This window comes from Streptacidiphilus sp. MAP12-20 (genome assembly GCF_041262525.1).
GTDB lineage: Bacteria > Actinomycetota > Actinomycetes > Streptomycetales > Streptomycetaceae > Streptacidiphilus.
Window position 1 is genome coordinate 301084 of the sequence record NZ_JBGCCK010000005.1, and the last position, 18571, is coordinate 319654.

The 18571-nt window shown below is 71.6% G+C and carries 16 protein-coding genes and 1 pseudogene; 8 read left to right on the forward strand and 9 right to left on the reverse strand.

All coding sequences use genetic code 11. The features are described 5' to 3' along the window. Nucleotides 1-5: 5 nt before the first annotated feature. Nucleotides 6-2261, forward strand: a complete 2256-nt coding sequence (locus tag ABIA32_RS09190) for a heavy metal translocating P-type ATPase (RefSeq protein ID WP_370093447.1) — start codon at nucleotides 6-8, stop codon at nucleotides 2259-2261. A gap of 187 nt (nucleotides 2262-2448) precedes the next feature. Here ABIA32_RS09190 and ABIA32_RS09195 read toward each other — a convergent pair whose 3' ends face one another. From ABIA32_RS09195 to ABIA32_RS09205, 3 genes are all read right to left on the reverse strand, one after another. Next, complete coding sequence (locus ABIA32_RS09195; RefSeq protein ID WP_370093448.1) at nucleotides 2449-3168, reverse strand: SDR family NAD(P)-dependent oxidoreductase; 720 nt, start codon at nucleotides 3166-3168, stop codon at nucleotides 2449-2451. Between the two features lie 413 nt (nucleotides 3169-3581). Continuing rightward, the gene (locus ABIA32_RS09200; protein ID WP_370093450.1) at nucleotides 3582-4871 is read right to left on the reverse strand and encodes a citrate synthase; all 1290 of its coding nucleotides are present in this window, start codon (nucleotides 4869-4871) and stop codon (nucleotides 3582-3584) included. Nucleotides 4872-5039: 168 nt separating this feature from the next. After that, nucleotides 5040-7259, reverse strand: a complete 2220-nt coding sequence (locus ABIA32_RS09205; protein WP_370093452.1) for an ATP-dependent RecD-like DNA helicase — start codon at nucleotides 7257-7259, stop codon at nucleotides 5040-5042. Nucleotides 7260-7497: 238 nt separating this feature from the next. Here ABIA32_RS09205 and ABIA32_RS09210 point away from each other — a divergent pair, with 238 nt between their 5' ends. The 3 genes from ABIA32_RS09210 (at nucleotide 7498) to ABIA32_RS09220 (ending at nucleotide 9333) form a co-directional block, all read left to right on the forward strand. Continuing rightward, on the forward strand, nucleotides 7498-8268 hold the full coding sequence (locus tag ABIA32_RS09210) for a VOC family protein (protein ID WP_370093453.1): 771 nt from the start codon (nucleotides 7498-7500) through the stop codon (nucleotides 8266-8268). A 79-nt stretch (nucleotides 8269-8347) separates the two neighbouring features. Continuing rightward, nucleotides 8348-8836 (forward strand): glutathione peroxidase, encoded by a 489-nt coding sequence (locus tag ABIA32_RS09215; RefSeq protein ID WP_370093454.1) that lies wholly within the window; start codon nucleotides 8348-8350, stop codon nucleotides 8834-8836. 41 nt (nucleotides 8837-8877) lie between these two features. Then, a complete protein-coding gene (locus ABIA32_RS09220; protein WP_370093455.1) occupies nucleotides 8878-9333 on the forward strand; it encodes an N-acetyltransferase family protein in 456 nt (151 codons plus the stop codon). A 20-nt stretch (nucleotides 9334-9353) separates the two neighbouring features. Here the strand turns inward: ABIA32_RS09220 and ABIA32_RS09225 are convergent, their stop codons facing one another. Beyond that, nucleotides 9354-9704, reverse strand: coding sequence for a DUF2218 domain-containing protein (locus ABIA32_RS09225; protein ID WP_370093456.1), 351 nt, complete (start codon nucleotides 9702-9704; stop codon nucleotides 9354-9356). A gap of 273 nt (nucleotides 9705-9977) precedes the next feature. Here ABIA32_RS09225 and ABIA32_RS09230 point away from each other — a divergent pair. Further along, nucleotides 9978-10211: pseudogene (locus ABIA32_RS09230) on the forward strand (MarR family winged helix-turn-helix transcriptional regulator); the annotation flags it as partial. Nucleotides 10212-10287: 76 nt separating this feature from the next. On the opposite strand, the gene ABIA32_RS09235 reads toward ABIA32_RS09230, so the two are convergent. Then, nucleotides 10288-11289 (reverse strand): EamA family transporter, encoded by a 1002-nt coding sequence (locus tag ABIA32_RS09235; protein WP_370093514.1) that lies wholly within the window; start codon nucleotides 11287-11289, stop codon nucleotides 10288-10290. A 172-nt stretch (nucleotides 11290-11461) separates the two neighbouring features. Here ABIA32_RS09235 and ABIA32_RS09240 point away from each other — a divergent pair, with 172 nt between their 5' ends. Together ABIA32_RS09240 and ABIA32_RS09245 are read left to right on the forward strand one after the other, a co-directional pair. Continuing rightward, a complete protein-coding gene (locus ABIA32_RS09240) occupies nucleotides 11462-12226 on the forward strand; it encodes a serine protease (RefSeq protein ID WP_370093458.1) in 765 nt (254 codons plus the stop codon). Nucleotides 12227-12327: 101 nt separating this feature from the next. After that, complete coding sequence (locus ABIA32_RS09245) at nucleotides 12328-13266, forward strand: LysR substrate-binding domain-containing protein (protein ID WP_370093459.1); 939 nt, start codon at nucleotides 12328-12330, stop codon at nucleotides 13264-13266. A 41-nt stretch (nucleotides 13267-13307) separates the two neighbouring features. Here the strand turns inward: ABIA32_RS09245 and ABIA32_RS09250 are convergent, their stop codons facing one another. The 4 genes from ABIA32_RS09250 to ABIA32_RS09265 all read right to left on the reverse strand — a co-directional run bounded on the left by ABIA32_RS09250 (nucleotide 13308) and on the right by ABIA32_RS09265 (nucleotide 17162). Further along, nucleotides 13308-14090, reverse strand: coding sequence for a ZIP family metal transporter (locus tag ABIA32_RS09250; RefSeq protein WP_370093515.1), 783 nt, complete (start codon nucleotides 14088-14090; stop codon nucleotides 13308-13310). 418 nt (nucleotides 14091-14508) lie between these two features. Further along, a complete protein-coding gene (locus ABIA32_RS09255; RefSeq protein ID WP_370093460.1) occupies nucleotides 14509-14952 on the reverse strand; it encodes a DUF6278 family protein in 444 nt (147 codons plus the stop codon). A 78-nt stretch (nucleotides 14953-15030) separates the two neighbouring features. Continuing rightward, entirely contained in the window at nucleotides 15031-16401 is a 1371-nt protein-coding gene (locus tag ABIA32_RS09260) for a restriction endonuclease (protein ID WP_370093461.1), read from the reverse strand. A 128-nt stretch (nucleotides 16402-16529) separates the two neighbouring features. Then, nucleotides 16530-17162, reverse strand: a complete 633-nt coding sequence (locus ABIA32_RS09265) for a helix-turn-helix domain-containing protein (protein WP_370093463.1) — start codon at nucleotides 17160-17162, stop codon at nucleotides 16530-16532. A gap of 97 nt (nucleotides 17163-17259) precedes the next feature. On the opposite strand from ABIA32_RS09265, the gene ABIA32_RS09270 reads away from it, so the two are divergent. Then, a complete protein-coding gene (locus ABIA32_RS09270) occupies nucleotides 17260-18537 on the forward strand; it encodes an MFS transporter (RefSeq protein WP_370093465.1) in 1278 nt (425 codons plus the stop codon). Nucleotides 18538-18571 lie beyond the last annotated feature (34 nt).

Consider the following 18571-nt stretch of genomic DNA (forward strand, 5'->3'; position numbering starts at 1 on the left):
CCAGCATGACCACGGCCACACCGGGCACAGCCCCGGCCGTCAACAGGGTCGAACTCGCCATCGGCGGCATGACCTGCGCCTCCTGCGCGGCCAGGATCGAGAAGAAGCTGAACCGGATGGACGGCGTCGCCGCCACCGTCAACTTCGCCACCGAGAAGGCCAGCGTCGAGTACACGTCCGGCGTGGCCATCGACGAACTGATCGCCACGGTCGAGAAGACCGGCTACACCGCCGAGGTCCCCGCGCCCCCGGCGCAGGCCGAGGCCGGAGCGGAAGGCGAACGACCTCAGGACGACGAGACCGCCCGGCTGCGGCAGCGGCTGCTGGTCACGGTGGCGCTCAGCATCCCGGTGATCGTGCTGGCCATGGTCCCGGCGCTGCAGTTCCGCAACTGGCAGTGGCTCTCGCTGACCCTGGCCGCGCCGGTCGTGGTCTGGGGCGGGCTGCCCTTCCACAAGGCCGCCTGGACCAACCTGCGGCACGGCGCGGCCACCATGGACACCCTCGTCTCGGTCGGCACGCTCGCGGCCTTCGGCTGGTCGGTGTGGGCGCTCTTCTTCGGGGACGCCGGGATGCCCGGCATGAAGCACGGCTTCGACTTCTCGCTCTCCAGCGGAAACGCGTCCTCGACGCTCTACCTGGAGACCGCGGCCGGCGTCACCGCGTTCATCCTGCTCGGCCGCTACCTCGAGGCGCGCGCCAAGCGGCGGGCGGGCTCCGCGTTGCGGTCGCTGTTGGAGCTGGGCGCGAAGGACGTCGCCGTGCTGCGGGGAGGGCGTGAGCAGCGCATCCCGGTGACGCAGCTGGTGATCGGCGACCGCTTCGTGGTCCGTCCGGGCGAGAAGGTCGCCACCGACGGGCAGGTCGTCGAGGGCAACTCGGCCGTCGACGCGTCGATGCTGACCGGCGAGTCCGTGCCGGTGGAGGTCGGTCCGGGCGACTCGGTCACCGGCGCGACGGTCAACTCGGGCGGCCGCCTGGTCGCCGAGGCGACCAAGGTCGGCGCGGACACCCAACTGGCGCGGATGGCTGCGCTGGTCGAGCAGGCGCAGACCGGCAAGGCCGCGGCGCAGCGGCTCGCCGACCGGATCTCGGCCGTGTTCGTCCCGGTGGTCCTGCTGATCGCGCTCGGCACGCTGGGCGTCTGGCTCGCCGTCAGCGGCAGCGCGACGGAAGCCTTCACGGCCGCCGTCGCGGTCCTGATCATCGCCTGCCCCTGCGCGCTGGGCCTGGCGACCCCGACCGCGCTGATGGTCGGCACCGGTCGCGGCGCGCAGCTGGGCATCCTGATCAAGGGCCCCGAGGTGCTGGAGAGCACCCGCCAGGTCGACACCGTCGTGCTGGACAAGACCGGAACGGTCACCACCGGGCGGATGGCCCTGGTGGGCGTCCGGGTCGCGGCGGGCGAGGACGAGGCGCAGGCGCTGCGCCTGGCAGCTTCGCTGGAGCACGCCTCCGAGCACCCGATCGCCGCGGCGATCGCGGCGGCGGCTCCGGAACTGCTGCCCGTCGAGGGCTTCCAGAACGTGCCGGGTCTGGGCGTCCAAGGCGTCGTCGACGGCCACGCGGTGGTCGCGGGCAGGGAGCGGCTGCTGGACGACTGGGCGATGCGGTTGTCGCCGGAGCTGGCGGCGGCGAAGGCGGCGGCCGAGACGGCGGGCCGCACGGCGGTCCTGGTCGGCTGGGACGGCGCGGCGCGAGCGGTGCTGGAGGTGGCGGACACCCCCAAGCCGACGAGCGCGGAGGCGATCGCCCGGCTGCGCGCGCTGGGCCTCACCCCGGTGCTGCTGACGGGCGACAACGCGGCGGTGGCGCGGTCGGTCGCGGCTGAGGTCGGCATCGACGCCGACCAGGTGATCGCGGAGGTCCTTCCCGAGGACAAGGCGAGCGTCGTCGCCAAGCTGCAGGCGGAGGGTCGCACGGTCGCCATGGTCGGCGACGGCGTCAACGACGCCGCGGCGCTGGCCCAGGCGGACCTGGGCCTGGCCATGGGCACCGGCACGGACGCCGCGATCGAGGCGGCGGACCTGACCCTGGTCCGCGGGGACCTGCGGGCGGCGGCGGACGCGATCCGCCTCTCGCGCCGGACCCTGGCGACGATCAAGGGCAACCTGTTCTGGGCCTTCGGCTACAACGTCGCGGCGCTCCCGCTGGCGGCGCTGGGCCTGCTGAACCCGATGATCGCGGGGGCGGCGATGGCCTTCTCCTCGGTCTTCGTCGTCACCAACAGCTTGCGCCTCCGGCGCTTCCAGGCAGCCTAGGCGGACGCTTCAGTTGCACCATCAGGGGCGCGAGGACTTCTGCGCAGACAGCCAGTTGCACTACCAGGGGCGCGGGGAACTGCGCGAGAAAACCACTGACGAGCGGATGGCCCTGCACGTTCGGGGACGCACCGCCGAGGGTGGCTTGTCGCGCAGTTCCCCGCGCCCCTAGCGTGCTGCAGCTACCTCATCTGCCGAGGAGTTCACCGCCGTTGCAGTGCAGGATCTCGCCCGTGATGTAGCCGGCTTCCGCGCTCGACAGGAAGAAGACCGCCGCCGCCACATCCTCCGGCTCGCCGACCCGTCCCACCAGCGTACGGCCCGCCCTCCGCACGAGTTCCAACTCGTTCAAGCGGTCGCCGAAGAACTCCGTGCCCGCCACCGTCCCCGGAGCCACCACGTTCGCGGTGATGCCCGAGGGCCCCAACTGCGCAGCCAGAAAGTGGTTCCACGCGTGCAGGGCCGCCTTGGACGCGCCGTAGGAGCCCGCGCCGCGGACCGCCGCGATCGAACTGATCGTCACCACCCGCGCCTCGCCCGGAGTCAGCCGGTCCCGCACCGACTCGGTCAGCAGCACCGCGGTCAGCACGTTGCGCTCGAAGTCCCCGCGCCAGCGGGCCAGAACCGCGTGTGGGCCTGCTCCCGCCATCGACTCGCGGCTGCCCGCGTTGTTGACCAACACGTCGATGCGGTCCGGCAGTTCACCCAGCAGCGCCTCCACCGCGTCGGCGTCGGCGAGGTCGCACGCGAGCGGGCGCACCCGCGGCCCCAGCAGCTTCGCCGCGTCCTCCAGGACACCCCTGCGGCGGCCGACGATGGTGACCTCGTCACCGTTCTCGGCGAATCGGCGCGTGACCGCGAGACCGATCCCGGTGCCCCCGCCCGTCACGACAACGTTCCGGCCCATCAGGCCCCCTGTCTCCCTCTCCGGCGCCTTTCGGATTCACGTGATTCCTACCACGCGCCCTTTCGTCCGCTTCACACCGGCTCGCCCCGACCCGCCCCGTCGTGCCCGTGGACAGCGGGCGCACACACGGCCACGAACCGCGATGAGAGGGGCGTCACATAGGCCGACCGTAACTTCGCGAGCCCAACTTTGTGTTAGAACTCGTGAGCCGGGGTTCCGGCGGATCCCGGTGACCGGCCGCCGTCGCTGGGCGGCCGACAGCGCACGGCGCGGGCGTGAACAGGGTGGTTGAGCGGCCTCCCCCACGCCCCGCCGTGCGCGCCGGCGCCCCGATGCCCGGACAGACGGAAACGGGCCCGCACAGCCGCCGTGGCGGCCGCGCAGACCCGTTCGGAGTAACGCTCCCGCCGTGACTACCGCGCGTCGATCGCGACGTAGTCGCGGATCACCGGGCCGGTGTAGATCTGGCGCGGACGGCCGATCTTGCTCGTCGGGTCCGTGATCATCTCCTGCCAGTGGGAGATCCAGCCGGGCAGCCGGCCCAGCGCGAACAGCACGGTGAACATGCTGGTCGGGAAGCCCATGGCCCGGTAGATCAGACCGGTGTAGAAGTCGACGTTCGGGTAGAGCTTGCGCGAGACGAAGTAGTCGTCGGTCAGCGCGTGCTGCTCCAGCTTGAGGGCGATGTCGAGCAGCTCGTCGGACTTGCCCAGCTGGGCCAGGACGTCGTGCGCCGCCGCCTTGATGATCTGGGCGCGCGGGTCGAAGCTCTTGTAGACACGGTGGCCGAAGCCCATGAGCCGGACGCCGTCCTCCTTGTTCTTCACCTTGCGGATGAAGGCGTCCACGTCGCCGCCGTCGCGCTTGATGCCCTCGAGCATCTCCAGCACGGCCTGGTTGGCGCCGCCGTGCAGGGGGCCCCAGAGGGCGTTGATGCCGGCCGAGATCGAGGCGAACAGGTTGGCGTGCGAGGAGCCGACCAGGCGAACCGTGGAGGTGGAGCAGTTCTGCTCGTGGTCCGCGTGCAGGATCAGCAGCTTCTCCAGCGCGTTGACCACGACCGGGTTGAGCTCGTACTCCTCGGCCGGCACCGCGAAGGTCATCCGCAGGAAGTTCTCGACGTAGCCGAGATCGTTGCGCGGGTAGACGAACGGGTGGCCCTGGGCCTTCTTGAAGGCGTAGGCGGCTATCGTCGGCAGCTTGGCCAGCAGGCGCACGCCCGAGATGTAGCGCTGCTCGGGGTCGAACGGGTTGTGGCTGTCCTGATAGAACGTCGACAGCGCGCTCACCACGGACGAGAGCATCGCCATCGGGTGCGCGTCCCGGGGGAAGCCCTGGAAGAAGCGCTTGATGTCCTCGTGCAGCAGCGTGTGCTGGGAGATGTCGTGCTGGAAGACCCGGAGCTGCTCCGCGTTCGGCAGCTCACCGTTGATCAGCAGGTAGGCGGACTCCAGAAAGGTGCCCTGCTCGGCCAGCTGCTCGATCGGGTAACCGCGGTAGCGGAGGATGCCCTGGTCGCCGTCAATGTAGGTGATCGCGGACTTGCAGGCGGCGGTGTTGCCGAAGCCGTTGTCCAGGGTGGTCAGGCCGGTCTGGCCCAGCAGCTTCGTGATGTCGAAGCCGGCGTTGCCCACGGTGGCGTCGACCACCGGGTACTCGTACTCGCCGCCCTGGTAGCGGAGTACTACAGAGTTGTCGCTCACGTGTTCCCTCATCACCAGCGGAATGAAACCTGTTCAAGGGTTCAAGGGGTGCCCTGACTCCCTCCTACCTTCCCGCAGGCGGGTTACACCTGTGCAGGCGGGGTGGCCCAAAAGAGCCGAAGGTCACAAAGAAACAGGCCATTCGCTTTCAAGTTCTGACAGCGGAACCTACCCCCGAGTCAGCCTATGGTCCAAAGCCGTGTGTCGGCGACCGGCGGAAACCGCGCGCACCGCCTGGCCGAGCGCGCGTCGCGAGCCGACCAGCACGACCAGCTTCCTGGCGCGGGTGACGGCCGTGTAGAGGAGATTGCGCTGGAGCATCATCCAGGCGCTCGTGGTGAGCGGGATCACAACGCAGGGGTACTCGCTGCCCTGCGAACGGTGGATGGTCACGGCGTACGCGTGGGCCAGCTCGTCCAGCTCGTCGAAGTCGTAGCCGACGTCCTCGTCCTCGTCGGTCCGGACCGTCAGCCGCTGCTCCTCCGGGTTGACCGCGGTGACCACGCCCACGGTGCCATTGAAGACGCCGTTCTTCCCCTTGTCGTAGTTGTTGCGGATCTGGGTGACCTTGTCGCCGACCCGGAAGGTGCGGCCGCCGAAGCGGCGCTCGGGCCGGTCCGGGTGGGCCGGGGTGATCGCCCCCTGGAGCAGCGTGTTGAGATTGCCCGCCCCGGCCGGGCCGCGGTGCATCGGCGTGAGGACCTGGACGTCCCGGCTCGGGTCGATGCCGAAGCGGGCGGGGATGCGCCGGGCCACGACGTCGACCACCAGATCGGCCGTCCGCTCGGTGTCCTCCTCGGCGAAGAGGAAGAAGTCCGCCAGGCCGTCGGTGATCGGCGGGACGCCCTCGTTGATCCGATGCGCGTTGGTGACCACGCCGGACTGCTGGGCCTGCCGGAAGATTCTGGTCAGCCGGACGGCCGGGACCGGGCTGCCGGGGGCCAGCAGATCGCGCAGCACCTCGCCCGCGCCGACGGAGGGCAACTGGTCCACGTCGCCCACCAGCAGCAGGTGGGCGCCGGGCGGGACCGCCTTGGCGAGCTTGTTGGCGAGCAGCAGGTCGAGCATGGAGGCCTCGTCGACCACGACGAGATCGGCGTCGAGCGGGCGGTCGCGGTCGTAGGCGGCGTCGCCGCCCGGCTTGAGCTCCAGCAGTCGGTGGACCGTCGCAGCCTCGCAGCCGGTCAGCTCGGCGAGGCGCTTGGCCGCCCGGCCGGTGGGCGCGGCGAGGACCACCTTGGCCTTGCGGGCCAGCGCCAGTGTCACGATCGAGCGGACCGTGAAGGACTTGCCGCAGCCGGGGCCGCCGGTGAGCACGGCGACCTTCTGGGTGAGGGCGAGCCTGACCGACTGCTCCTGCTCGGGCGCGAGATCCGCTCCGGTCTGCGTGCGCAGCCAGGCCAGGGCACGCGGCCAGTCGACGTCCGCGAAGGCGCCCAGGCGGTCGTCGGGGGCTCGGAGCAGGCGCGTCAGCTGGGCGGCGAGCGAGACCTCGGCCCGGTGGAAGGGGACCAGGTAGATCGCGCTGAGCTGCTCCGCGCGGCCGTCCTCGGCGTGTCCCTCTCCCGGCACCTGTTCGCGGACCACGCCCTCCTCGGCGACCAGCTCGGCGAGGCAGTCGATGACCAGGCCGGTGTCGACGGCGAGCAGCTTGACCGCGTCGGAGATCAGCTGCTCCTCGGGCAGGAAGCAGTGGCCCTGGTCGGAGCTCTGGGAGAGGGCGTACTGCAGGCCGGCCTTGACCCGCTGCGGGCTGTCCTGCGGGATGCCGACGGCCTGGGCGATCCGGTCGGCAGTGAGGAAGCCGATGCCCCAGACGTCGGCGGCCAGGCGGTAGGGCTCGTTCCTGACCACGGAGATCGAGGCGTCCTGGTAGTTCTTGTAGATGCGGACGGCGAGCGAGGTGGAGACGCCGACGCCCTGGAGGAAGACCATCACCTCCTTGATCGCCTTCTGCTCCTCCCAGGCGGCGGCGATCATCTTCGTCCGCTTGGGGCCGAGCTTGGGCACCTCGATCAGACGGGCCGGCTGCTGCTCGATGACGTCGAGCGTCTCGACGCCGAAGTGGCCGACGATCCGCTCGGCGAGCCGTGGCCCGATGCCCTTGATCAGGCCGGAGCCGAGGTACCGCTGGATGCCCTGGACCGTGGCGGGCAGCACGGTGGTGTAGTTCTCGACGGTGAACTGGCGGCCGAAGCGGGGGTGGCTGCCCCAGCGGCCGTGCATCCGCAGGCTCTCCCCCGGCTGGGCGCCGAGCAGCGCGCCGACGACGGTGAGCAGCTCGCCCGCGCCGCGACCGGTGTCGACCCGGGCCACCGTCCAGCCCGTCTCCTCGCTCGCGAAGGTGATGCGTTCCAGCACCCCCTCGACGACCGCCAGTTGGTTCATGGGGAGCACGGTAGCGGGTGGGACTGACAGTCTGCGGGCTGATCATTTCTGTTCGATTCGGCTCGAAAATGACCGAATAAAATTCTTTGCGACCAGGCCGTCCCGGAGACCCCGAATTGTCAGTGGCGCGCGCAAGACTGTGAACCGGTCCACCAAAGGCGTTCGGCCGCGGCGGTCGAACGCGCGCTCACCCCCAGGAGCCCCCGCCCTCGGGAGCCCCGACATTCAGGAGCACAGCATGCTGAGCCTTGACTACACCCCTGGCACCCCGCGCTGGATCGACCTCGGCAGCCCGGACACGGCGGCCACGGCCGCGTTCTACACCGGCCTCTTCGGCTGGACGACGGAGGACGCCGGCCCCGACACCGGCGGCTACGGCTTCTTCAACCTCGACGGCAAGATGCTCGGCGGCTTCGGCCCGCTCATGGACCCGAACGCCTCCCCCGCCTGGACCATCTACTTCGGCACGGACAACGCCGAGGCCACGGCCAAGTCCGTCGAGCAGGCGGGCGGCACGGTCCGCGCCCCCGCCATGGACGTCATGGAGTTCGGCCGGATGGCCCAGCTCTCCGACGCCCAGGGCGGCGAGTTCGCCGTCTGGCAGCCCAAGGCGAACCCGGGCTTCCACGTGGTCAACGTCCCCGGTGCGCTGGCCTGGGCGGAGCTGCACACCAGCGACATCGCCGCGGCCCGCGCCTTCTACCCCTCGGTCCTCGGCTGGTCGCTGAACGACCAGGACATGGGCGAGTTCACGTACACCATCGCCTCGATGGGCACGGAGGAGAGCGCCTTCGGCGGCCTGATGCCGCACATGCCGGGCGAAACGGCGACGTACTGGCTGCCTTACTTCGAGGTCGCGGACTGTGACGCCACGGTGGCCAAGGTCGCCGGCCTGGGCGGCACGGTCATCATGGGCCCGGACACCCTCGCGGGCGTCGGCCGGATGGCCGCGATCAAGGACGTCCACGGCTCCGTCTTCTCCGTCATCACCAGCGAGATGCCGAGCTGAGTCTGCGGGAAGAAGCCGGGCAGGGGCGCGGTTGAGGCTGGCGTAGGAGTCTCACCCGCGCCCCGACGAAGGATCATCGATGAGCCTGTACGACATCCCGCTGAACACCCTCACCGGCGAGCCCACCAGCCTGGCCGCCTACGAGGGCAAGACGGTGCTCCTGGTCAACGTCGCCTCCAAGTGCGGCCTCACGCCGCAGTACGCGGGCCTGGAGCGGCTGCAGCAACAGTACGGCGAGCGCGGGTTCACCGTGCTGGGCGTGCCGTGCAACCAGTTCGCCGGTCAGGAGCCCGGCTCGGCGGAGGAGATCCAGACCTTCTGCTCCACCACCTACGGCGTCTCCTTCCCGCTGCTGGAGAAGGCGGACGTGAACGGCCCGGCCCGGCACCCGCTCTACGCCGAGCTGACCACCGCCCCGGACGCCGCAGGCGAGGCCGGTGACATCACCTGGAACTTCGAGAAGTTCCTGATCTCCCCCAAGGGCGAGGTCGCGGGCCGGTTCCGCCCGCGCACCGAGCCGGAGGCCGCCGAGCTGGTCTCGGCCATCGAGGCGCTGCTCCCGGCCTGATCCGGACGGAGTTCGGGTCCCGCCGGTCTAGGGTGACGATCATGACCGATCTCACCTTTCGGCGGGCCACCCGCGAGGATCTGCCCGCCATCGTCGCCATGCTGGCCGCCGACTCGATGGGCGCGGGCCGCGAGAATCCGGATGATCTGACGCCGTACCAGGCAGCCTTCGACCGGGTCGGGGAGGACGCCAACCAGCACCTGATCGTGGCCGACCGGGACGGCGAGGTGGTGGGCACGCTTCAGCTCTCCGTGATCCACGGCATCTCGCGACAGGGGACGACACGGACCATCGTCGAGGCGGTCAGGGTCCGTGCGGATCAGCGGGGCGGTGGCCTCGGCACCGCACTGATGGAGCACGCCGTCGCCGAGTCACGCCGCCTGGGCGCGAGTCTGGTCCAGCTCACCAGTGACCAGTCACGCGCCGACGCGCACCGCTTCTACGAGCGGCTCGGCTTCACCGGCTCGCACGTGGGGTTCAAGCTCCAGCTGACCTGAGACCCAGGCAGAGCGCCGGATCAGGACTGCGGCTGGTCGGCGGGCGCCTGCTCCTCGTTGCGCTGGACGGAGCCGCGCGTGCCGTCGGCGCGGTGCCACTCGACCACCAGCTCGTCCTTGACGCCGAAGCGGACCAGATGGCGACCGACGACGTCCTCCAGCCGGTCGAGGTGCTCGGCGTCGCCCTCGACGACGAGGAGCAGCGCGCCGGAGGTCGCCGTCATCGCACCGGTTCCGGCGCTGAAGGTCAGGGAGCCGAGGCCGGTCTCGTCGTCCCAGTTCGTCTCGACCTTGCGGCCGAGGTGGGAGGCGAGCTGCTTGGCATAGCGATGCGGGCGGTCGGTCACGACGCGGGCCTGGGAGCGGGCCATGGGGGAACCTCCACTAGAGCCTTGGGGACGCAGGAAGACTTCCTACTTAGGCGAGCCTAACGCATAATGAGCCTTACTCTCTAATTATTTCCGCCATCCCGTTCACCCGCTACACGGCGGACCGGAGCTCCGGCCCCGGCCGCTATCGATATTCTGGCCTCCCCCCGACGCAGGAGCCCCTCCGTGACCGCCGCCGCCCCGCCCGCATCCGCGCCCGAGCCGATCCCCACCGAGGTCGAGCTTGCCGACGCGATGATGCGCGCCAGCAAGCGGATGCGGAAGGCCACCTTCCACCGGCTTGCCCCGCACGGTCTGACGCCCTCCCAGGGGCGCGCCCTGGACATGCTCTCCTGGAGCGGCGACCGCGGCATCCGGCTCAACCAGCTGGCCGAACGCCTGCGGATCGCCCCGCGCTCCACGACCACGGTCGTCGACGCGCTGGAAGCGGCAGGTCTGGTCACCCGCTCCCCCGACCCGGACGACCGCCGGGCCACCCTGCTGCAGCTGACCGAGGCGGGCGACGCCGCGGTGGCCCGAATCGCCACGGTCCGGCGCGAGGTCGCCGAGGAGTACTTCGGTCCGGTCAGCGCCGCGGACCGGGTGACCCTGCTGCACCTGCTGCGAGTGGCGGAGGAGTCGTACGAGCAGGCTCATCCCCACCACGGCCCGCACGCCTCCGCGCCGCACGCGCACCCGCGTCCGCACCACGAGGGTGCCGCGCCCGAGGCCCGCTGATCGAGGCCAAGGCGATCCCGGCGATCACCAGCAGCGCGGCACAGAGCGAGAGCAGGGTCAGCGCCTCGCCGCGCAGCAGCCAGGCGGAGGACATCCCGAACACCGGCACCAGCAGGGAGAACGGCGCGACCACGGAGGCGTCGTGATGCCGCAACAGATATCCCCAGAGCCCAAAGCCGACCAGGGTCGCCCCCCACGCCACATACAGCAGTGAGGCCGAGGCGGAGAGGCTGAACCCGCCGAGCGCGCGCAGGTCGGCGGTCGGTCCCTCGACCAGCAGGGAGAGCGCCGCCAGCGGAAGCGGCGGCACCACGCTGACCCAGACCATCCAGCGCAGCGCGTCCGGTGGTGCGGCCTTGCGGGTGATGATGTTCGACAGCCCGAACGCCGCGGCCGCGCCGACCACCAGTATGAAGGCGCCGAGCGGTCCCGAGCCGCCGCGCGAGGCCTGATCGAGCCCCGCCACCGCCATGCCGGCGACCGCGATCCCCAGGCCCGCCAGCCGCCTCCGGGTGATCCGCTCGCGGAGCAGGACCGCGGCGAAGCCGGCCGTGAAGACCGCCTGCCCCTGCTGCACCAGTGAGCTCAGCCCCGGCGGCATACCCGCCCGCATGCCCTCAAAGAGCAGCCCGAACTGCAAACCGCCGAGCACCAGACCACCGGCGAGCACGTAGCGCCAGGGCACCCCCGGCCGGCCGACCAGGAAGACGGCGGGCACCGCGGCCACGGCGAAGCGGAGCGCCGTGAAGAGCAGCGGCGGGTAGTGGGCCAGCCCGGCATCGATCGCGACGAAGTTCACGCCCCAGATCGCGGCGACGAGAACGGCCAAGCCCAAGTGGCGAGCACTCAGGCCCGTGGTCGTGGAGGTCATGCTCCGAGCATCGCCGGAGCCATTTGTTCAGCACCAGCAAATAGTTCTTCATGGAACAGTTCAGAGATGGTGAACTGATCGCTCCGACAGGCCGTCACCCGCTTGCCTGCAACGGTGGCAGCCGCTGCGGCTGTCGCAAAAGATACGGTTCATGACGCTTCGTTCGTTGACTGCCGTCGGCGTGCTCCTGGCCTGCATCCTGGCCGCTGCCCCTCAGGACCAGGTCGCCGCGGCCGGAGCGCCGGATTCGACCGCGTTCGGCGGAGCGTCGCGCATCGGCGCCATCTTCGGGGCTTCGGCCGGTCGGCCCGACCACCACTTCTGCAGCGGCGCCGTGGTCGAAAGCCCCAGCCGCGACATAGTGGTCACGGCTGCCCACTGTGTCATCGGTCCCGGCACCGGCCGTGCCCGCGGCGGCCTCACCTTCGTCCCCGGCTTCCACGACGGTCGGCGCCCTTTCGGCACCTGGTCGGTGGCGACCGTGGTCGCCGACGCGGCATGGACCACGCGAGGCAGCGCCGACGACGACGTCGCCTTCCTGATCCTGCGTCCGGACGCCGCAGGCCACCGCATCCAGGACGCGACCGGCGCGGAGGCCCTCTCCTTCAACCCGGTCCCCGGCACCCGAGCCGTCACCGTCGGCTACCCGAGCCGGACCGACCGCCCGGTGTACTGCTCGTCGACGCTGCGCTCCTTCGGCCCCCACCAGCTGGAGTTCGACTGCCCCGGCCTGCCCGGCGGCACCAGCGGCGGCCCGATGCTGACCGGCGTGGACGCCGCCGCCCACGGGCGCGGCGCGGTGGCCGGCGTCATCGGCGGCTACGAGGAGGGCGGCGACACGGACGACGTCTCCTACTCCTCCTACTTCGGCCCGGCCATCGCCGCGGTCTACCGCGCGGCCCTGGCCCACGGCTGACGGCTGCCGGCTGCCGGCTGCCGAAGGAGTGAGGCAGACCACTCCTTCGGGGGCCTCTCGTCGCATCCCCAATGCGGGCGTCGCAGCCTAGGCTGCCTCGCATGATGGATCTCGGACGACTCCGCGCCCTGAACGCCGTCGCCGTGCACGGCTCCGTCGGTCGTGCCGCCGCGGCGCTCGGGTACACGCCCTCCGCCATCTCCCAGCAGATCAGCAAGCTCGAGCGGGAGACCAGGACCCCGCTCCTGGAGAAGCGCGGACGCGGCGTCGTGCTCACCGACGCCGCGCACGACCTCGCGCAGACCGCGCAGGCGGTCCTCGCGCTGGTCGAGCAGGCCGAGGTCGGGTTGGAGGCCCGCCGGGGACAGGTCTCCGGGCGCCTCTTCCTCGCCGCCTTCGCGACCGCCGCGCGTGGGCTGCTGCCTCCCGTGCTCGCCGATCTCGCGACCCACTACCCGGAGCTGGAGCTCCGCGTCCTGGAGAGCGATCCCTACCTGATGGCCGAGCTCGTCGCTCGCGGCGAGGTCGATCTCGCGGTCGTGCAGGACTGGTCGAACACGCCGCTCGCCACCCCCGAGGGCGTGGCCCGCCGCCCCATCGGCGTGGACGCCGTCGACGCCGTGCTGCGCGCCGACCACCCGCTCGCCGAGCGCGACCTGCTCACGGTCGAGGACCTGCGCGGGCAGCAATGGGTCAACACGCCGCCCGGGACCATCTGCCACGACTGGCTGATCCGGACCCTGCGCGAGGCGGGCGAGGAGCCGGACATCCGCTTCCAGGCGAGCGAGTTCGACACCCAGATCGCGCTGATCCGCGCCGGACTCTGCATCGGCCTCGTCCCCCGGCTCGGCCGGGCCCCGCTACCGGCCGGTGTCGTCGCCCGGCCGGTCACTCCCGAGCCGACGCGCCGGGTCTCGGTCCTCTGGCGTGAGCAGGCGTCCCGTCGGCCGGCGATCGCAGCCGCTCTGGAGGCGCTGCAGCGCCACTGGCCCGAACGGTCCGCCGCCCCGGAGCCGACGATCGTCGCGCAGCGCGTCTGAACGCCCGCAGCTCGACGACCGTCCCGCCCACCGGGAATCGGTCAGCTGTTGGCCAGGCCGATGACCAGCCACATGAAGGCCGTGCCGGCAACGGTGCAGAGCAGCGTCGAGCGGGAGGGGTGCGGGCTGTGCGCCTCGGGCAGGATGTCGGAGGTGGCCAGGTACATCAGGAAGCCGCCGAAGAAGCCCAGGTAGAGCCCTACCACGTGCTCAGGGATGGTGAACAGCAGCGTGATCGACGCGCCCAGCACGGGTGCGACCGCGTCCAGCGCCAGCAGCGTCACCGCCCGCCGCCGGTCGTTCCCGTAGAGGCGGGTGATCGTGTAGGTGTTGTAGCCGTCGGCGAAGTCGTGCGCGAGCACCGCGACCGCGATCACCGCGCCGAAGCTGTTGCCGACCTGGAAGGCCGCGCCGATGGCGAAGCCGTCCATCACGCTGTGCACGCAGAGCCCGGACGCGGCGGCGATGCCGAGCTTCTGGCTCCGCCCGTTGGCCGGGAGCGCCGCGGCGGCGCCGTGCGAGTGACCGCCGCCGTGCTGGTGGGCGGCGTACTCGCCCTCGTGGGCCCGGTGGATCGCCACCGACCGCTCGGCGATGTGCAGCACCAGGAAGCCGAGCACGAACATGAGCAGCGCCCCGGGAACACCCCAGAGCTTCTCGCCGGCCGCGCTCAGGGCCTCCGGCAGCAGGTCGAACGAGACCACGCCGAGCATCAGTCCGGCGGCGAGCCCGAGCAGCAGGTGCCGGCGGTCCCCGAACTTCCCGGCGACCAGCCCGCCGAGCAGGGTCATCACGAAGGCCCCAGCGGCCACCAGTACCGGCATCAACGCCCTCGCGTTCTCCTCGCAACCACCGGGCGGTAGTGACAATGCTTGCCGATAATCGCTCCGGCACGCCCGCGGGATGAGGCCAGGCTTCAAGGCCGGGGCCGGGGCGGGCGGGTAAAGGCCGAGAGCGGCGGCGCCCTGCCCAGTCGCCGCCGCTCTCGTTGCGGGCCCACCCTCGGCGCCCTGTTCTCCATCCTCGCTGACGACCCGTCCGACCGCACGCCCACTGCGCCGCACGGGTGGGAACCGGCCGTGCCCGCGCGAATCGCCGCATCGGGGGATGGGCCGCGTTGTGTGTCCAGGCGGAGCGAGCGACGGCTGCCAGCACCGCGTCGCAGCGGTCTTGCCCTGGCGCGGCCGCATCGTGGTCCGACGCCCAGGCCCACGAAGCCCCACCACCCGGACGGACGCGCGGTCAGCGCTCGTCGGCCTCGGAGTAGACCTGCCAGAGGGACGGGGCGCCGTCCGTCGCCCAGTCGAGGCCGATCGAGGTGACGTCGAGCTCCCGCCCCGTCGACAGTCGGATGAACGGCCGCCCGTCGGAGAGCAGCACCCAGCTCGCGCCGGCGATGGAGGAGACGATCACCGTCCCGAGGTAGAGCCCGGCGTCGTGGCCGAGTTCGGTCACCTCCTGCGGGTCCTCCCGCCACACCGGGGGCAGTTGGTCGAGGGCGGCGAGCGAGTCGGGCGTGTCGTCCAGCTCCAGACCCGCGTCACCCGCGCGGCCGCGCAGCAGCGCGCACTCGCCGAGCATCTCGGCGAGGCTGCCGGGGTCGTCCACGCCCCCGGGGTAGAGCGCGGCCTTCGCCTGCGCGGCATCACGTCGCGGTCGCCAACGATCCATGAAAGGGAACCCCATGCCTCAAGGGTGACACCCAATCCCGCCGCGGCAAGTCGCCTTCCGGCCGGGAGAATCCGCGCCCCGCCACCCGGCCGGCTATCCGCCCAGCTCCGCACCCAGGTGTTCACGGATCAGCGCGCGCAACTCGCCGCCGTCTATCAGCCGCAGGCCCGGCCGCTCCGCCGCGGCGATGACCGCCTGGGGGTGGAAGCTCCCCGTCGTCGCCCAGATGGCGGCGGCCGCGGACTCCTCCGCCATCACCTCGGCGACGTTCTGCACCGCCTCCGCGGTCACCACCGCCGGGCGCCGCGCCACGCAGACCACGTGCGGCTCCTCGGCGAAGGTCTCGCCGTCGCCGTGGGCGACCGCGAGCAGGCCGTCACGGCCGAGCAGCCGGGCGTCCCAGTCCGGCAGGCCCATCGCCGCGAAGAGCTCCGACGCCAGATCCGCGAACTCGCCGGGTGAGAGCTCCTCCGGCACCGGGGCCATCGCGCCGCCCACCGCGAAGGGCGTGACCGGCGCGGGGCCGTAGGGGTCGGCGGTGATCCGGCAAGGCAACTCGCGCAGTCGCGCGATCGCGTCCTGATGGTCCGTCGGCAGCAGCGTGCGCGCGTAGAGGTCCACCCGGCGCGCGTCGACGCTCAGCAGCGCGGACTCGCCTGCCTCGGCGGTGACCACACGTCCGTTCAGCACTATTCCGTCGAGATGCGATTCGGTGTCCGCCGCCAGCAGCGCGTCCAGTGCGCGCAGGGCAAGGCGTGCGACGAGCAGCAGGTAGCGCGCGACGCACTCCTCGCGCGGGCGCGGGACCGGCTCCACGCCCCCCTCCGCCTCGTCCGGTGCGACACGGAAGGCCAACGCCGGGGGGACGACGCCGACGCCGGGCAGCACCAGGTCGACGACGGCGGTACGGGTCAGCGGCCGGTAGGCCACCCGCGCGGGGACCTCCAGGCCCGGCAGTCGGCCGGCCGCGGCCAGTGCGCGTTCGAGCACCGACTCGACGGCGACGGGCTCGCCCTCCTCGTAGGAGCGTCGATAGTCGACCAGCCGCTCGTTGTACGAGCGGACGGCGTGGGCGCGCTCCTGCTCCTCACGCTCGTAGCCGAGCCTGACCTCCTCCGCCCGGTCGCGCAGTGTCCGCTCCTGTTCGCGGTACTCGCGCAGCGCCCGCTGGTGATCGAGCCGTGCGGTGGCGAGACGCTGCTGGTAGGCGGCGTCGAGCAGCGGGCTCCCCGGCCGGGCGGAGGCGGCCTGGGTCGGATCGGGTGCGTAGTCCACCCAGCGCGGCGGCTCGGAGACCGCCGCCGGTGGGAGCGGGCGTGGCGTGTAGTCGCGGCGCAGCGCGTCGAAGTCGACCGCCGGGGACGGCTCGGCGGCCAGCGCCAGCAACTCGTCCAGGCGACGCTCCGCGCTCTCGGCCACGTCGGTGTACTGCTGCGCCAGAACCGCTCGCCGACGCCCCGTCACTTCGCCGTCCCCTCCAATGTGCCGCTCACGCCACAAGGCGCCAAGCATCTCATCAGCCAGCGCATCCATCTGCTCAATCAGCCGTAACGCGCGTGACAACGGACCCTCGGCCCGCTGCCCGCCCACGGTCAGTCGTCGAAGCTGTACAGCGCCACCAACAGATGGACCGGGACACCTTCGGGATCGGCCGGCTCCGCGTTCACCTCGTCGACTAGTTGCCTGAACCGCTCGTGGAAGACCGCGGCGCGTTCTGCGGGCATGCGGAGGTCGCCGACCATCATCAGGGGACGGCGTGCGGACTCGGTCGCCGTGACGTCGACCTTGCCGGAGCGCACCGCCGAATCGAAGTCCCGCAGGAAGCTCGTGGTCGCCGTGCCGACCATGTCGATCACCGCGTTCCGCCGGGTGTCGCCCTCCTCGTCGGCGGGGGCCGAAGCGAGGAACGTACGGCTCAGCTCAAGATGGCGCTGCGCGCCGACATAGCGCTGCTCGACGATCCCGGAGACCAGCCGGGTCTCCGCGACCTTGATCAGGCCGACCTCCTCGAGGTGCTTGAGGTGCCGGTAGAGCTTGGTCTGCGGCTCGCCCAGCCCGCCCGCGAGCTCCTTCGCCGTCCAGGCCCGCGGCTCGGCGGAGCCGTCCATCATCAGCCGCAGGATGCTCAGCCGGAGCGGGTCGGAGAGCGCTTTGAGCGTCTCCACGTCATCCACCATCCGCACGCCCACGCGCGCCTCGGTGCCTTCGTCCTTCACTGCGTCCATCTCTCCATCTTGCCAGGCGCTCACCGATGCGCCATCATTCACGTGAGAGTGAACGTCAATTCTTTCGAGAACGTTTACGCATCGGGGAGGAACTGCCATGACCGAGACGGCGACCGAGACCGTGAGCGAGTCCGCAGTGGAGATCAACACCACCACCGCGACCCCGCCGCTGCCTCCGCTCAGGCGCAACTGGCGGTACCAGCTCCTCTGGGTCGGCTCCGCCGCCTCGCTCACCGGTGTGGCCGCCGCTGACGTCGCCTACCCCCTGGCGATCCTGGCGCTGACCGGATCGGCCGCCTGGGCCGGCCTCTTCGGTCTGCTGCAGGCGACGGCGACGGTGCTGTGCGGACTGCCCGCGGGTGTGCTGCTCGACCGGCTGGACCGGCGACGCGTGCTGATCGCCACGGAGACGATGCGGGTCGCCGCGACCGCGTCGGTCGCCGTCGCCTTCCTGCTCGGCGCGCTGACGCTCGTTCAGTTGATGGTCGTCGCGCTCGTCCTCGGTGCGGCCCAGCCACTCGGCGGCGCGGCGCGCATGCTGCTGGTCCGCGCGGTGGTCGACCCTGAGCAACTGACGGCCGCCCTCACCCAGGACGAGCTCCGGGTCGGCATCGCCGAACTTGCCGGCCCGCCGCTCGGCGGCCTGCTCTACGGGTTGAGCCGGGCCCTTCCGTTCGTGTTCAGCGCGTTCGGCTTCGCGCTCTCGCTGGTCTGCGCCCTGATCGTCCGCCCGCAGCAGCGCACCGAGTCCGACCCGTCCGCCGACTTCCGCACGGTCTTCGACGGCATCCGGGCGTTGTGGCGCGAGCCGGCCCTGCGGGCGGCGCTGCTCCTGGTCACCGTCCTGAACGCCTGCGGCGCGCCGCTGAGCCTCGCGGTCATCTACCGGCTCCGCGAGCAGGGCACCGCCGCCTGGGCCATCGGTGCGGCGCTGACGGGTACGGCACTCGGGGCTCTGGCGGGTGCGAGCCTGGTCGGCTTCCTGCACCGGCGCTTCCGTCCCGGCACGCTGCTGATCGGTGTCGTCGCAGCCGAAGCCCCGGTCTTCGCCGCCCTCGGCTTCGTGCACGGGCCGTGGTTGACGGCAGCGCTGCTGGTGGTCGGCATGCTGGGCATCCCCACGCTGAGCGTGCTGCTGGACGTCCTGATCTTCCGCCAGGTCCCGGACGCCCAGCGGGGACGCACGATCACGGCGACGATGACGGTGGTGGGGCTGGGCATCCCGCTCGGCACCGGCTCGGTGGGCCTGCTGCTCCAGTTGCTCGGCGGCACGGGCGCGGTCCTGACCCTCGCCGGCGGCCTCGCCCTCGGCGCCGCCTGGGCCGCCTCCCAGCGCGGCCTCCGCGCCGCGGCCTGGCCGGCCGCCCAGTCCTGACCCACCCACCCGCACCGGCCCGGCGCCTCCCGCT